This window comes from Nocardia vinacea NBRC 16497, from assembly GCF_000308835.1.
Classification (GTDB): Bacteria; Actinomycetota; Actinomycetes; order Mycobacteriales; family Mycobacteriaceae; genus Nocardia; species Nocardia vinacea.
Window position 1 is genome coordinate 71,501 of sequence record NZ_BAGN01000015.1, and the last position, 13,398, is coordinate 84,898.

Below are 13,398 nucleotides of genomic sequence, written 5' to 3' on the forward strand. Positions count from 1 at the left end.
TACTGACCTTTTTGGGCTATTGCTGGCTGGCGTCATCAGACTGTAGCTTAGCGTCGAGTAACTTAACGGTGCTCCCGAGCTGCCTGAGATGTCCGGGCGCTCGGCGGGCGCGCGTATCATCTCGCCCGGCTGCAGGCCGGGCCTGTGCGAAGGCGAGTGCTGGTGGGGCATTACAAGAGCAACGTGCGTGATCTCGAGTTCAATCTGTTCGAGGTGCTCGGTCTCGAGGCGGTCCTGCAGTCGGGGCAGTTCGGTGACCTCGATGGCGAGACCGTGCGGTCGATGCTGGTCGAGGCGGCGCGCCTGGCCGAGGGACCGGTGGCGGAGTCCTATGCCGACGCCGACCGCAACCCGCCGGTGTTCGACCCGGCCACGCATTCGGTGCGGCTGCCCGATTCGCTTCAGCGATCCGTGCGCGCCTGGTACGACGGCGACTGGTGGCGGGTCGGCAAGGCCGAGGCGATCGGTGGGGTGCCCGCCCCGCGAATGCTGGCGTGGGCGATCAACGAGTTCCTCCTCGGCGCCCAGCCCGCGGCGTACATGTACCTGTGCGGGCCCGTCATGGCCGACATCGTCCACAGCCTCGGCACCGAGCAGCAGCGGCACTGGGCGGAACTGGCGATGCAGCGCAACTGGTCGGCGACCATGGTGCTCACCGAACCGGACGCCGGCTCCGACGTAGGTGCAGGGCGCACCAAGGCGATTCCGCAAGCTGACGGCACCTGGCACATCGAGGGCGTCAAACGGTTCATCACCTCCGCCGACTGCGGTGACCTGTTCGAGAACACCATCCACCAGGTCCTCGCCCGCCCCGAGGGTGCAGGCCCCGGCACCAAGGGGCTGAGCCTGTTTTTGGTGCCGAAGTATCGGTTCGATCCGCAGACCGGTGAGATCGGTAACCGCAACGGTGTTTTCGTGACCAACCTCGAGCACAAGATGGGTTTGAAGGCGTCCGCGACTTGCGAGCTGACCTTCGGCGGGCATGGCACACCAGCCATCGGGTATCTCGTCGGCGAGGTTCACGACGGTATCGCGCAGATGTTCGAGGTCATCGAGGAAGCCCGGATGATGGTGGGCACCAAGGCCATCGCCACTCTCTCCAGCGGCTACCTCAACGCCCTCGAGTACGCCAAGACTCGCGTGCAGGGCAGTGATCTGATCCAGAGCGCCGACAAGAACGCGCCGAAGGTGACCATCACCCACCACCCCGATGTGCGGCGCTCGCTGATGATGCAGAAGGCCTACGTCGAGGGACTGCGCGCGATCTACCTGTACACCGCCGCCCATCAGGATACCGTTGCGGCCCAGCATGTTTCAGGTGCCGACGCCGAACTGGCCGCGCGTGTGAACGATTTGCTGCTGCCGATCGTCAAGGGCGTCGGATCAGAGCGGGGTTATCAGTATCTGACCGAATCCCTGCAGTGCTTCGGGGGCTCGGGTTTCCTGCAGGACTACCCGATCGAACAGTACATCCGCGACTCGAAGATCGACTCGCTATACGAGGGCACCACCGCCATCCAGGCCCAGGACTTCTTCTTCCGCAAGATCGCCCGCGACCACGGTGTCGCACTCGCGCACGTGGCCGGCAAGGTACGCGAGACCACCGAATCCACCAGTGACGGCGGCAGGCTCAAAGCCGAGAAGATCCTGCTCGCCACCGCCCTCGAAGACGTGCAGGACATGGTGGGCAAACTGACCCAGCACCTGATCGCCGCCCGCGAGCAGCCGACGGAGCTGTACAAGATCGGCTTGGTCGCGGTGCCGTTGCTGCTCGCTGTCGGTGATCTCCTCGTCGGTTGGCGGCTCATCGTGGCGGCCGAAATCGCCCTCACCGCTCTGGATTCCGATCTGGGCGAGCAGGACCGGGCCTTCTACGACGGCAAGATCGCCGTGGCGTCGTTCTTCGCCAAGACCGTGCTGCCGCACCTGAGCGCCGAATGGTCGATGATCTCCGACATCGACGACAGCATCATGGAACTCGACGAAGCAGCATTCTGACACGAAGGAACACTGTGCGGATATATTCCGTTTTGGACTATTTCCATAACGGAAATACTGGCGAGAGGTGTGAGCCGGTGGCAGTGCTGACGTCGCCAGGTGACATTGGCTCCTCAGACAGGGTGATGACGTTCAAGGCTTGCAGATCTTGGGAGTGCAGGCCGACTTGTTTGGCGATGCGCTCGTTGGTCAGCACCGAGTTCGCCACCAACCGACGCAGCCCCACCTGGATCCGCGTCTCAACCTCGGCGCGTCTGGACACCACTTGCCGCCGAGCACGACCACCCGCGTCGTCGACCGCCTGGAACAAGCTGGCTACCTGCGCCGTGTCGCCGCCCCGAACGATCGACGCAAAGTGCTCTGGAAGCGGACCCGGCCAAGATGGACGACCTGCGACAGCGATACGCCGCCGTGGCCCGCAACCTCGACACCCACAGTGCGCGATTCACCATGACTGAACTCGAAACCGTCGCACGGTATCTAGAGCTGCTCGAACCCTCGCCCCAGTCGGCCGAGCAACCAGAAGTCGCTCCCGAATAACTTCGTCCGATCCGCTTTCGACTGAACTCGGATCCGGATCAATCGACTGGATCGGACGGAAGGCGATTGTCCCGGCTGATCGGATTCAGCTGCTGGCAGGTTTATCCTTCGGGTTCCTGCTCGTGAGTCCGTGGTCATGGGTACTGTCGCCGCAGTCGCGGCCGGCGATGCCTGCATGGTGCGTCCGGCGCTGGCCCGGATCCCTTCCAAGCGGTCGCTACGTCCGGGAAACAGGTCGGCGTTTGCGGTGGCAATGTCCCCTAGAACGTGAATTCTGTTCCGTAGCCGGTTGTCTGGGCGGTCCCGTTGATACCGTCGACGCGCGCGGTGACGAATGGCATGGCCGATGCGGGCGTCAGGCATCCGCTGATGTTCAGTGGCGTGTTGGTGTGACTGAATGTGTAGGGGTACTCCGCGTCCTGATCCAGGCTGGCCGCACCGATTATCACCGCCGTGACGCTCCCCGGTGCGAGGGTTAGCGAGACCGCTCCGGCGAGACCGGCATTGACGCCGAAACTCGGTTGAATTGCGACAGTGAGGGCGGTCGAATCGCCGAGGGTCAACGCGAGCGAGGGTGCGATACCCGCGCTGACGCCGATGCTCGGCGCAATCCCGATGGAGATGCCTTGGGAGAGATCCACGCCGCAACCGAGCAAGTATCCGATCGCGATTTCCCCATCGCGAACGGATCGACCGCCGCTGACAGACACCGAGTAATCCCCGGACACTTTGACTGCGTGCACGAACGGGATTCCTTGTGCCAGATCGGCTCCGGCTGGGACAGTATTGTTCATATCCACTGCCGCGACGAGGTGCATTCCACCGGCACCGGCTTCGCCGGGTGCCGCCTCGGCGGGTGCGTTGGCGATGCAAGTCGCTGCACCGACTATCGCCGTGAGCGATGCAATGATCCTGAGAAATTTCCTGGTCATACCACTCCAGTCGAATAAGTACCGACACAGACTGTTCCGTAGAAATAGATCGCTCGCGACACCGGGGCTCGAAGTGTCTACCCGCGCAGGAGGTTCGATACGGGACCAGCACTCGAACCTTCCGGCAGACCCTACCGCATCTACGGGACAACTGATCTCATGAGCCCTGTTACTCATCCGGCCTGTCGACAAACGGGACGTTTACGGGTCGCGCCTCGAGACTGCGCGTCCCGAACTCGGGGCCCGGCGAGATCGTCGCGGCCCTGGCCAGTTGTGCTACGTCTCAAGGGGTTTCGATTACCCCGGGCGGCTCGACCCGACGGTCAAGAACTCTCGTGCTCGGCCTCGTCCACGATCCAGGCGGCGATCTGGGTGCGGGAGGTGAATCCGAGTTTGCTCAGGATGTGTTCGACGTGGTGCTGTGCGGTGCGTTGGGAGAGCACCAGTTTTGCGGCGATCTGTTTGTTGGTGAGTCCTTGGGCGACAAGGTGGGCGACCTCGAGTTCACGTCTGGTCAAAGTCGTTGCGGAATCGTGTGGTGCGGTGGTCGGCGGTTCCCCCAGGGCGTAGGACACCGCGGCGCTCATCCCCATGGCCTGGCCACGCCGGAAGGCGGCATCGAATCCTCGGTCACCGAGTGTGCGGCGCACCTTGCGCTCGCATTCGTCGTGATAGTGGGATAGCTCGTTGAAGAAAGTTGTGACACCTGAGGCGGAGCGCAACAGGTATTCCGCGGCACCCATCAGAATTGCCGCGCGTTCACCATTGTCGGCGGTCCAGGCCAGTGCCTCGATGTCGAGCGCCGCGACGAGGGGGCTGGGTATGTGTCGGCTGATCCGCAACGATTCCAGCAGCACTTCTTCGGCCTGCGAATGCTCGCTCTGCTGCCATGCGGCAATGCCGCTCCCCCACAGCGTGGTCGACCGGAACAGCGATTCACCGCACGCTTCGGTGATGGAAAGTATCTGCTCGCGATATTCGATTGATCGCTTTGCATCTCCCAGGAGTTCGTGTGCCCATCCGAGCATCGACAACGTGGAGATATACAAATGTCCTCGCGTATTCGATTCGAACACCGCGAGGGCGGGCTCGAGCACGGATACCGCCCGATCGTGTTCACCTCGATACAGTGCCAGGGCTCCCTCGGCGGCCGCGGCCAGCGCCTCGGTGGTGGGAGCGGGGTCCTGTTCGGCGAGCGTGCGCGCCTGCTCCACGAAGGTGGCCGCGCGCTCCAGGTTTCCCTGTACCGCCGCCATGATCGTGCTCACAAGTAGTGCTTTGACGCGATCGGGTATCGAGCCGGCGTCGGGGTGGGCGAGAAGGCGGTCCAGCCAGCGCCGGCCTTCGCCGTACTGGCCCCGGAAGCTCCAGAACAGGTATAGGGCGGCGGCCGTGCGCAGCCCGGCTTCGGCGGCCTCCGCACTGTCTTCGGCAAGGCAGAACTCGAGCATGTCCCGGAAATTCGGTTGTTCACGGTCGAGCCGCGCGAGCCATCGGAGCTGCCGATCGCCGATCCACCCGGCCTCCGAATCCAGGGCCAATCGCTCGTACCAGTCGCGGTGGCGTCGACGCAGATCCCGGTATTCGCCGCTCTCGTGCAGCTTCTCCCGACCGTAGTCGCGCATGGTCTCGAACATGCGGAAGCGCACGACGCCATCGGGCTCCTCCCGGATCACGATCGACTTGTCCACCAGGGAGGACAACGCATCGAGCAGACTCTCCGGCGCCAGGTCGGCACCGCACACCTGCTCGACGGCATCGAGTTCGAAGCCGCCGGCGAATACCGATAACCGGGCCCATGTCCGCTGCTCGACCGGTGTGCACAGCTGGTAGCTCCAGTCGATGCACCACCGCAGCGTCTGCTGTCGCGTCGGCGCGGTGCGGCTACCGCGGGTGAGCAGCGCGTACCGGTCGGTGAGCCGCTGCAGGATCTGTTCGGGCGACATGGCGCGCATCCGAGCCGCCGCGAGTTCGATCGCCAGCGGCAATCCGTCGAGCCGGGAACAGATCCGAGCCACGGTGGTCTTGTTGTCCTCGGAGAGTTCGAAGCCCGGCACCACTGCTGCGGCGCGGTCGGCGAACAATGTCACGGCGTCGTATTTGGGCAGGCCCCGAAATGCGGGCTCGTGGTCGGGATCCGGGACCGTCAGCGGCGAGACCCGCACGGTCGCTTCCCCGGCGATATCCAGCGGCTCGCGGCTGGTGACAAGAATCCGCAGATTCGGACAGGCCAGCAACAGCGTCTCGACCAGATCCGCCGAGGCCGCCACCACTTGTTCGCAGTTGTCGAGAACCAGCAGCATTTCCCGCGAGCTCAGAAACCGGACCAGCACGTCGAGCAACGGCTGGTCGGACTGGTCGAGCAGGCCAAGGGTGGCCGCCACGATTTCGACCAGCATCGACGGGTCGCGCACGTCGGCCAGTTCGACAACCCAGACCCCATCTGCGAAATCGCGTCGAGCGTTCGCCGCCGCTCGCAGCGCCAGTCGGGTTTTGCCGACGCCACCGATCCCGGCCAGCGTCACGAGGCGGTGGGTGGACAGCAGATTTTTCACCTCGGCCGTCTCGGTGCGGCGGTCGACGAAACTGGTCAGCTCCAGCGGCAGCTCGCCGGTGCGGCCACCCGCCAGCGGTGGCGGCGGGGCCCATACCGGGATCTGCGACGAGTCCTCGAATCCGGACGCGCTCGAATCGGCCGTGACGGGTGCGATCGCGTCGCGGCGGGTCTGGAGTGGATCATCCGTTGTCACCAGCGGCGGGCAATCCACTCGGGATGTGCGCGAGCACCGGGCGCCATGCGCTCACCTTTCGACAATGTCAGCGTATCGCCAACGAAGGTGAACGGATCGCGAGTCGTGCGTGTCTACATCAGGTGGTCGGGAGCGCGGTGGGACTCATCTGCCACGCCTGTGCCAAGGCGTTCCGCAAATGGCGCTTCAACCCGCGCACCTTGACGCTATCGGTCCGCCGTGGGTCCAGTGCCTCGTCCACCATGTGCAGGAACCGCCGACGGGTCACGCCAAAGGTCACAAGCAGTTCGCCGGCCGAGGCGCCGCCGAACGGCGCCCATCGAATCGCAAAGCTGATCAGGGCTTTCGCCGCCGCGTCGAGGGCCTTCGCGCTCTCCATGAGCTCACACTCGCGCAGCGAGGTCCGCACCCACCACGCGTCGAAGCGATATTCGACAGGGGGACGATGCGTCGGGCGCATATCGTTCGAAGCACACACACGCTGTGACGCGGGACGAGCGCTGTCATCCGAATCGGGCGCCGCTCGGCAGACGGTGAACACCGGGAATCGATCGATCCGAGGACGCGGCTCGAATCGCACCCGGACCGGCAGATCCGCGGCAGGTGCGACATCACCTTCGATCGTCGCGTACACCCACGGACCCTCGTCGAGTTCCACAATGGCGATGGTCAACGGCACCACCTGGGCGTGCGGACGGCTCACACTTCGGTGTACGAGCCGCCACGACACGATCGAACCGAGACCCGACGATGGCGACCACTCGAGATCCCAGGACCGACACGCCGAACATTCGGCGGTCAGCGGCGCGAACAATTTGTCACAGCGTCCACAGCGCCGGATCATCATTGCGGTATCGGTCCCTGTGGGTCTGCCACCGGACTCGTATGTTTGCTCGGACATGGGAAACCTCGGTGTGATAGCCATGGATGCTGTCCCCACCAAGCGTCGCCTTCTCGGCGCCCGAACACGACGGTAGAACTACCAGGGGTATACCCATTTCTGCCGACCGGTCCGTATCGCGACCCGGTCGAGGGGCTAGTGCAGGCGGTGCGTGCGCGCGGTCCAGGCGGCTATCTGTGCCCGAGACGAGTAGCCGAGTTTGCAGAGGATGTTTTCCAGGTGCCGGTCGACGGTGCGTGTTGACAGCACGAGCCGTTCGGCGATCTGCCGGTTACTGAGGCCCTCTGTGACGAGTTCGGCCACCTGCCGCTCGCGTGCTGTGAGCATGGTGTCTTCGTGCTCGTCGGGCTCCTGGGCGGTCTGGCTGGGATCGAGTGCGTATTGGATCGCGTGGGCGTGATCCAGTGCCGCACCGTGCCCTCTTTCCGCGTGCTGCTCCGCCTGCCGCAGCGACTTGGTGAGGGTGTGCTCGCAGGCCGAATGCTGTGCGCCGAGATGTGGTCCGAACGCCGCGATCGAGGTGCCGATGCGCCGCCATACCGATCCGACCGCACCCATCAGTCGCGCCGCGTGCCGGTACTCGCCGCGGGCGGCGGCGATCCAGGCCAGCAATTCCATCATCAGCGCCGCGCCGACATGGTCGTTGAATTCGCGCTGGATCTCCAGGGCGGCGCGCGTCGACTGGACCGCATTGCCGTATTCGCCACGGACGTACTGGTCGTAGCCGAGGGCCCAGAGTGAATAGGATTTGGTCCACCGTTCGCCCTGCTGGTCGGCCAGTTCGATGCCGCGGCGGGCGGTTGCACCCGCGCTGTGGTCACCGGCGTGTGCCTGGGTCATGGCGAGTTGGAACAGGGTCATGCGGACCACATCGTCGTCGTCCGAGTAATCCTCGACGGTCTGCTCGAAGGCCGCGATGGCCGGTACCAGGTGTCCGGGGAACAAATCCGCCGTGCCGCGCAGACAGCTCACCCAGCCGAGCGCGTGGCGGTCGCCCATTGCCGCCGCACCCGTCGCGCATTCGTCAAGCGCCGCGGTGGCCGCATCGATGTCGCCCAGCAGCAGCCGTGCCCAGCCCGCCACCCACAGTGCGGAGATCCGCTCCGGGCCGGAGTAGTCGGCAGTGCACAGCGCCTTATCGATCCACCGCCGTCCCTCACCGAGGAACCCGTCGGCGCACCAGTGATAGCGCAGGGCGGTGACCAGCGCCAGCGCCTCGCGGGCGGCGGCCGGTGTGCTCGTCGCCCAGTCCAGCGCGGCTTGCAGATTGTCGCGTTCGGCGCGCAACTCGGCCAGACCGGCCGCTTGGCCGGGTCCGTTCCAGGCTGCGGCGATCTGCTCGGCGAGTGCGAGGTAGTGGTCGCAATGCCGCTTGCACAGGGCGCTGGTCTCGTCCCGCTCGGTCAACCGATGCGAGCCGTATTCGCGGATCGTTTCCAGCATCCGATACCGCGGCGGGCCGCTGGTCGGTACTGGCGCCAGGATCGATTGCGCGACCAGATGGTCGATCAGGTCCAGAATGCGTTCACGCGGCAGGTCGTGACCAGCGCAGACGCCCTCGGCCGCGGCGAGGGTGAAGCCACCGGAGAACACCGACAGCCGGGCCCACAGCAGCTGTTCGGTCGGCAGGCACAGCTCATAGCTCCAGTCGATCAGGGCCCGCAGCGTTCGCTGCCGTGGCACAGCGGCCCGGGCCGAACCGGCCAACAGCAAGAATCGGTCCTCGAGCCGGTCCAGGACGGCGGGCAGCGATAGCGACCGTAACCGGGATGCGGCGAGCTCGATAGCGAGCGGAATCCCGTCCACACGCTGGCAGACCCGCACCACCACATCCGCATCACGTTCGGTCAGGGTCAGGTCCGGGCGCACCGCCCGAGCCCGCTCCACCAGCATCGTCGGCGCATCGTAGGCAGTCAGCCCCCCGAGCGTCACCGGATCGTACGGGGTCGGCATCGACAGCGTCGGAACTGTGTACACGTGCTCGCCCGCGACGCCGAGCAACTCGCGACTAGTGGTCAGAATCCGCAGCTCGGCGCAGGATCGCAGTAGCACGTTGCAGAGCGCGCTGCACGCATCCACCAGGTGTTCGCAGTTGTCCAGCACTATCAACGCCTGTAGATCGGCAAGGTGCTCGACGAGCTGCTTCTCGATGGTCCTGTTCGATACGTCCACCATTGCCAGGCTGGTCAGTACCGTCTGCGCGACCAGATCGACATCACCGACGGCGGACAGGTCGACCAGCCACACCCCGTCCGGGAACGACCGGCCGGAAGCGGCCGCTACCTCGCTGGCGAGCCGAGTCTTTCCGACACCGCCCACACCGGTGAGCGTGACCAACCGAGCCGTCGCGAGCAGCTCCCGGACCTCGCGGATCTCCCGTTGCCGTCCGACGAAACTTGTCACCGCGAATGGCAGGTTACCGACCACGCGAGTGGGCTTACTTCGCCCCATGAGACCTAATCTAACCGTGCCAGGGGCTCTGTGAGGGCCCGGTTTGCGAAGGTCGTTCCCGAAGCGATTGCTACCTGATCGCCCGGCGCGCGGGATGCGGTTTGTGCCCCGAGCGCTACCCATCAGTGCGTCCGAATGCGGTCTGAACATGCGCGAGCTGCGGATTTGGGTGGAGAAGTGGGTGTTTCTACCCATGTCTGTGCGTGCCGGATCTGTGAGGCTCGGACGATCAGTATGAGCAGGAGGTCGACCTTGACATCTCACCGAGCGTGCCCGATCGATGAGGGTCGCCAAAGGCGCGAGCTACATCCACGACAACCGGGGGTCGGCGATGGATGACGTATGTCGAACCGAATTCGACGGACTGCGCGTGACGTGGCGATTGATCCAGAATCGGCTGATCTCGATCGTCGCCGTGCATGACGCATCCGATGCCTCGCCAGTGCTCTCGTTCGGCCCCGCCGCTTATCCGGATCTCGTGCAAGCACGAGAACTCCATCCGGGTCTGACGAAGGTGTGGGACGCGGTGCGCCGCGACTTCTGGACCACCCTTATTCCGCCACGTCGGAATACGGGCAGACAATGGCAATGGACGTGACGGCGGTTGCGCAGCCCGAAGCATCGTCACCGTTTATCGAACCAACCAACCAGGCAAGTATCGGAACTCGAATCGCCCATCCGCTGCTGCGCGGCACAGTCGGATTCGGGTTGGCAACCCTGGCGCTGATAGGTGGCAACAGCCGGTTCGAGCACGCGCTCTGGCTCAGCCGACTGATCGATCTACCGGCTGCCGCACTCTTGCCTCCCAAAGGCACCAAACGCTGGACCGTTCAATTGGGCAACTTCCGCGGCGAATGGTTGTGGAACGACGATCTGCCCGCCCCATGGCAGCGACAAGATTCGGCGCTGCTGTACTTCCACGGCGGTGGCTTTATCAGCGGCGGTTTGAACACCCATCGGCGCCTCGTCGCCAAAATCGGACGCGCCAGCCGGATGCCCGCATTCAATGTCGACTACCGGCACTTGCCCCGTGCGCATTTCACCGAGACACTCGACGACGCCGTCGAGTCCTATGAATACCTGCTCGAGCACCGCTTTCAACCCGAGCGCATCATCGTCTCCGGTGACTCGGCAGGCGGCGGGCTCGCCTTCCGGCTGGTGCTGGCAATCCGGGAACGCGGCTTGCCGATGCCCGGCGGCATCTCCGCGATCGCACCGTGGGCCGACTTCGATTCGACGACCCGAAACGCCCACCCCAACCGGTACCTCGATTCCTATATACCCACTCGGATCCTGGAAACAATCGCGCGGCGCGGCGTCGCCCTCGATGGCGAACTCGATCCGACATGGTCGCCGGTCAACCACGACTTCACCGGTCTACCTCCGGTCCTGATCCAGGTCGGCTCCACCGAATGCCTGCTGCCCGACGCGGAAACGCTGGCCCGCCGCTGCGTCGAAGCGGACGTCCCGGTACGGCTGCAGGTCTGGGACCGCGCACCGCACGTCCACCACGTCGCCTCGGATTTCCTTGCCGACGCCCGAGCCGCGATCGATGACCTGGGCCGGTTCCACCGCCAGATTGTGGCTTGACCCCCGCTGAGACACAGTCCGGCAATCACCCCATTCGTTTCGATCCAGCAATTACGGTGCTGTCATGACGAACCAGGAAGAGGTCGAGCAGACGAGTCCTCGTCGATCGCGAGTGCGTGTCTGGCTGGCGCCGGCTGTTGTGGTCTCGCTGCTCATGGCCCTACTGGCCACGATGTATCTCGCGTATGTGGTCGATCCGTCGAAGCATCTGCACGGCTTTCCGATCGCGCTGGTCGATCAGGACAGTGGGGATCTGATCGGCGGGAAGCCTACCAATGTGGGCAAGCAGATCAGTGATGCGCTGGTGCAGCAGATCCCGAGCGACAAAATCGATCTGCGGGTGCTCGGCATCAACGAAGCGCAGCAAGAGTTGAACTCGGGCACTGTGTACGGGGCGATCGTCATTCCGAGCGACTTCACCAAGCGTCTCGGAATTTTCGCCACCGCCAGCGTGGTGCCCGGCGATGTCAGCCGGCCGATCATCACGGTGTACACCAATCCGCGGTCGGGGGCGTTCTCATCGCAGGTCGTGCAGACGGTGGCCGGAAGCGCACTCGCGCAAGCGAATCAGACGGTCGGCAAGCAGCTCACCGAGACCGTGCAGACCCAGCTGCAGTCGTCTGGATCGGCTCCGGAACTGGTCGGCCTGAGTCGGCTGATGCTGGCCCAGCCGATCGATGTGGTCACCACCCCGTTCCATCCTCTGCCGTCGGGTACGGGCGGCGGTCTGACGGCTTTCTTCTACACGATGATGGTGTTGCTGGCCGGATTCACCGGCGCCATGGTGATCAACGGGATGGTCGATTCGTCGCTCGGTTTCGCGCCGACCGAATTCGGTCCCTGGTACGTGCACTATCCGCCGACGCCGATTTCCCGGCTGCGGACGCTGCTGCTGAAGTGGGGCGTGATCACCGGGACCGCGCCTGTTGTGGCCGGGATATTCATGGCGGTCGCGCATTGGCTGGGTATGCCGATCGAGCGGCCGCTGCTGCTGTTCCTCTACAGCACCTTCGCGATCATCGCGGTCGGCGTCACCGCGCTGTCGATCGTGTCAGCGCTCGGCACTGCCGGTCTGCTGGTCAACCTCATCCTGTTCATCGTGCTCGGCCTGCCGTCCTCCGGCGGCACCATTCCGATCGAGGCGATCCCGAAATCCGTTGCCTGGCTTGCTGATTTCGAACCTATGCACCAGGTTTACCTCGGCATCAGAGCCATCCTGTATTTCAACGCCGACGGCTCCGCCGGGCTGAGCCGCGCGATCTGGATGACGCTGTTGGGCCTGGTCATCGGACTCGTCGTGGGAGGCTTCGTCACTCGCTACTACGACCGGAAAGAACTGCACCGCGCACCGGCAAAGAGTTGATGCTGGTCAGTACCAGTGGTGTTGCTGCCAGAATGCCCAGGCGCCGTCGGGGCTGCCGTAGCGCGCGTTCATGTAGTCGTAGGTCCAGCGGATTTGGGTTAGCGGGTTGAAGCGCCAGTCGGCGCCGTGGGTTTGCATCTTTTCGGCGGGCAGTGCTTGGCCGAGGCCGTACGCGCCGCTTTTCGGGTTGATGGCGAAGACGTCCCAACCGCTTTCGTGGGTGATGACGGCATCGAAGGCTGGGAACTGGTGGAGTGGTACCACTGTCAGGGCGAGGGCTCTGGTGCCTAAGCGGACCAGTGAGAGCGCGAGTCCGGCAGGGTTTGTTCCACTGTCGGGCGGGCTGGCGGCGGGCGTGACGGCGATAGTGTCGTCGGTCTCCTCGGTCTCGTCGGCGGAGGTGACGAGGCTGTCATCCGGGCCGTTGGCGGGTGGGGTGACGCCGTCGTTCAGTGTGCCGGGGGAAGTGGTGAGGCTTTCGCCCAGACAGTCTGTGGGCGTGGCGAGGCTGTCATCCGGGTCGTTGGCGGGTGGGGTGACGCTGTCGCCCAAACCCGCGGCGGAAGTGGTGACGCTCTCGCCCGGACTGTCTGCAGAGGCGGCGGCACTCTTGTCGGGGGAATCGGCGGACGTGGCGGCGCCGTTGTCGGGAGAATCGGCGGACGTGGCGGCGCTGTCATTCAGTCCGTCGGCAGATGTAGGACCACTATCGGCCAGACTGTCAGCGGACGTTGTGGCGTCGTCGTTCGGGGCATTGGCGAACGTGACTACGCTGTCGCCCAACCCCTCGGCAACGGCTGGACCGGCACAAACCATGAGTGCACTGACCGCAATGGCGGCCGCGACAACGCGCAGCATCGATTCGCTCCTTAG

The 13,398-nt window shown here is 64.7% G+C and carries 11 protein-coding genes; 5 read left to right on the forward strand and 6 right to left on the reverse strand.

What is annotated here, in order from left to right; all coding sequences use genetic code 11:
* Window positions 1-162 precede the first annotated feature (162 nt).
* Complete coding sequence (locus ON44_RS02300; protein WP_040686125.1) at window positions 163-1,998, forward strand: acyl-CoA dehydrogenase; 1,836 nt, start codon at window positions 163-165, stop codon at window positions 1,996-1,998.
* 37 nt (window positions 1,999-2,035) lie between these two features.
* Here ON44_RS02300 and ON44_RS52275 read toward each other — a convergent pair whose 3' ends face one another.
* The gene (locus ON44_RS52275; RefSeq protein WP_051181358.1) at window positions 2,036-2,308 is read right to left on the reverse strand and encodes a hypothetical protein; all 273 of its coding nucleotides are present in this window, start codon (window positions 2,306-2,308) and stop codon (window positions 2,036-2,038) included.
* On the opposite strand from ON44_RS52275, the gene ON44_RS53905 reads away from it, so the two are divergent.
* Window positions 2,264-2,452 carry a MarR family transcriptional regulator gene (locus ON44_RS53905; protein WP_245566980.1) on the forward strand — a complete coding sequence of 63 codons (189 nt, stop codon included), beginning with the start codon at window positions 2,264-2,266 and terminating at the stop codon, window positions 2,450-2,452. The genes ON44_RS52275 and ON44_RS53905 overlap by 45 nt on opposite strands.
* A gap of 346 nt (window positions 2,453-2,798) precedes the next feature.
* Here the strand turns inward: ON44_RS53905 and ON44_RS02310 are convergent, their stop codons facing one another.
* The 4 genes from ON44_RS02310 to ON44_RS02330 all read right to left on the reverse strand — a co-directional run bounded on the left by ON44_RS02310 (window position 2,799) and on the right by ON44_RS02330 (window position 9,572).
* The gene (locus ON44_RS02310) at window positions 2,799-3,470 is read right to left on the reverse strand and encodes an MspA family porin (RefSeq protein WP_040686089.1); all 672 of its coding nucleotides are present in this window, start codon (window positions 3,468-3,470) and stop codon (window positions 2,799-2,801) included.
* Between the two features lie 323 nt (window positions 3,471-3,793).
* On the reverse strand, window positions 3,794-6,220 hold the full coding sequence (locus ON44_RS02315) for an ATP-binding protein (protein ID WP_169338027.1): 2,427 nt from the start codon (window positions 6,218-6,220) through the stop codon (window positions 3,794-3,796).
* 118 nt (window positions 6,221-6,338) lie between these two features.
* Window positions 6,339-7,121, reverse strand: a complete 783-nt coding sequence (locus ON44_RS53690) for a Zn-ribbon domain-containing OB-fold protein (RefSeq protein ID WP_306306456.1) — start codon at window positions 7,119-7,121, stop codon at window positions 6,339-6,341.
* Window positions 7,122-7,256: 135 nt separating this feature from the next.
* Window positions 7,257-9,572: an ATP-binding protein gene (locus ON44_RS02330; protein ID WP_040686090.1), complete on the reverse strand. Its 2,316-nt coding sequence runs from the start codon at window positions 9,570-9,572 to the stop codon at window positions 7,257-7,259.
* Between the two features lie 280 nt (window positions 9,573-9,852).
* Here ON44_RS02330 and ON44_RS02335 point away from each other — a divergent pair, with 280 nt between their 5' ends.
* The 3 genes from ON44_RS02335 (at window position 9,853) to ON44_RS02345 (ending at window position 12,525) form a co-directional block, all read left to right on the forward strand.
* Window positions 9,853-10,170, forward strand: a complete 318-nt coding sequence (locus tag ON44_RS02335) for a hypothetical protein (RefSeq protein ID WP_040686091.1) — start codon at window positions 9,853-9,855, stop codon at window positions 10,168-10,170.
* Window positions 10,155-11,162: an alpha/beta hydrolase gene (locus ON44_RS02340; protein WP_040686092.1), complete on the forward strand. Its 1,008-nt coding sequence runs from the start codon at window positions 10,155-10,157 to the stop codon at window positions 11,160-11,162. Before ON44_RS02335 ends, ON44_RS02340 begins: the two co-directional genes overlap by 16 nt.
* A 64-nt stretch (window positions 11,163-11,226) precedes the next feature.
* Window positions 11,227-12,525 (forward strand): YhgE/Pip domain-containing protein, encoded by a 1,299-nt coding sequence (locus ON44_RS02345; protein ID WP_051181364.1) that lies wholly within the window; start codon window positions 11,227-11,229, stop codon window positions 12,523-12,525.
* A gap of 6 nt (window positions 12,526-12,531) precedes the next feature.
* Here the strand turns inward: ON44_RS02345 and ON44_RS51870 are convergent, their stop codons facing one another.
* Window positions 12,532-13,383, reverse strand: a complete 852-nt coding sequence (locus ON44_RS51870; protein WP_218007506.1) for an aggregation-promoting factor C-terminal-like domain-containing protein — start codon at window positions 13,381-13,383, stop codon at window positions 12,532-12,534.
* Window positions 13,384-13,398: the final 15 nt, after the last annotated feature.

What these genes read in the sequence shown, in the direction of transcription:
- ON44_RS02310 (WP_040686089.1), bottom strand. Translation starts at nt 3,470, where the DNA reads ATGACCAGGAAATTTCTCAGGATCATTGCATCGCTCACGGCGATAGTC.
- ON44_RS53690 (WP_306306456.1), bottom strand. Translation starts at nt 7,121, where the DNA reads ATGTCCGAGCAAACATACGAGTCCGGTGGCAGACCCACAGGGACCGAT.
- ON44_RS02330 (WP_040686090.1), bottom strand. Translation starts at nt 9,572, where the DNA reads ATGGGGCGAAGTAAGCCCACTCGCGTGGTCGGTAACCTGCCATTCGCG.
- ON44_RS02335 (WP_040686091.1), top strand. Translation starts at nt 9,853, where the DNA reads ATGAGGGTCGCCAAAGGCGCGAGCTACATCCACGACAACCGGGGGTCG.
- ON44_RS02340 (WP_040686092.1), top strand. Translation starts at nt 10,155, where the DNA reads ATGGCAATGGACGTGACGGCGGTTGCGCAGCCCGAAGCATCGTCACCG.
- ON44_RS02345 (WP_051181364.1), top strand. Translation starts at nt 11,227, where the DNA reads ATGACGAACCAGGAAGAGGTCGAGCAGACGAGTCCTCGTCGATCGCGA.
- ON44_RS51870 (WP_218007506.1), bottom strand. Translation starts at nt 13,383, where the DNA reads ATGCTGCGCGTTGTCGCGGCCGCCATTGCGGTCAGTGCACTCATGGTT.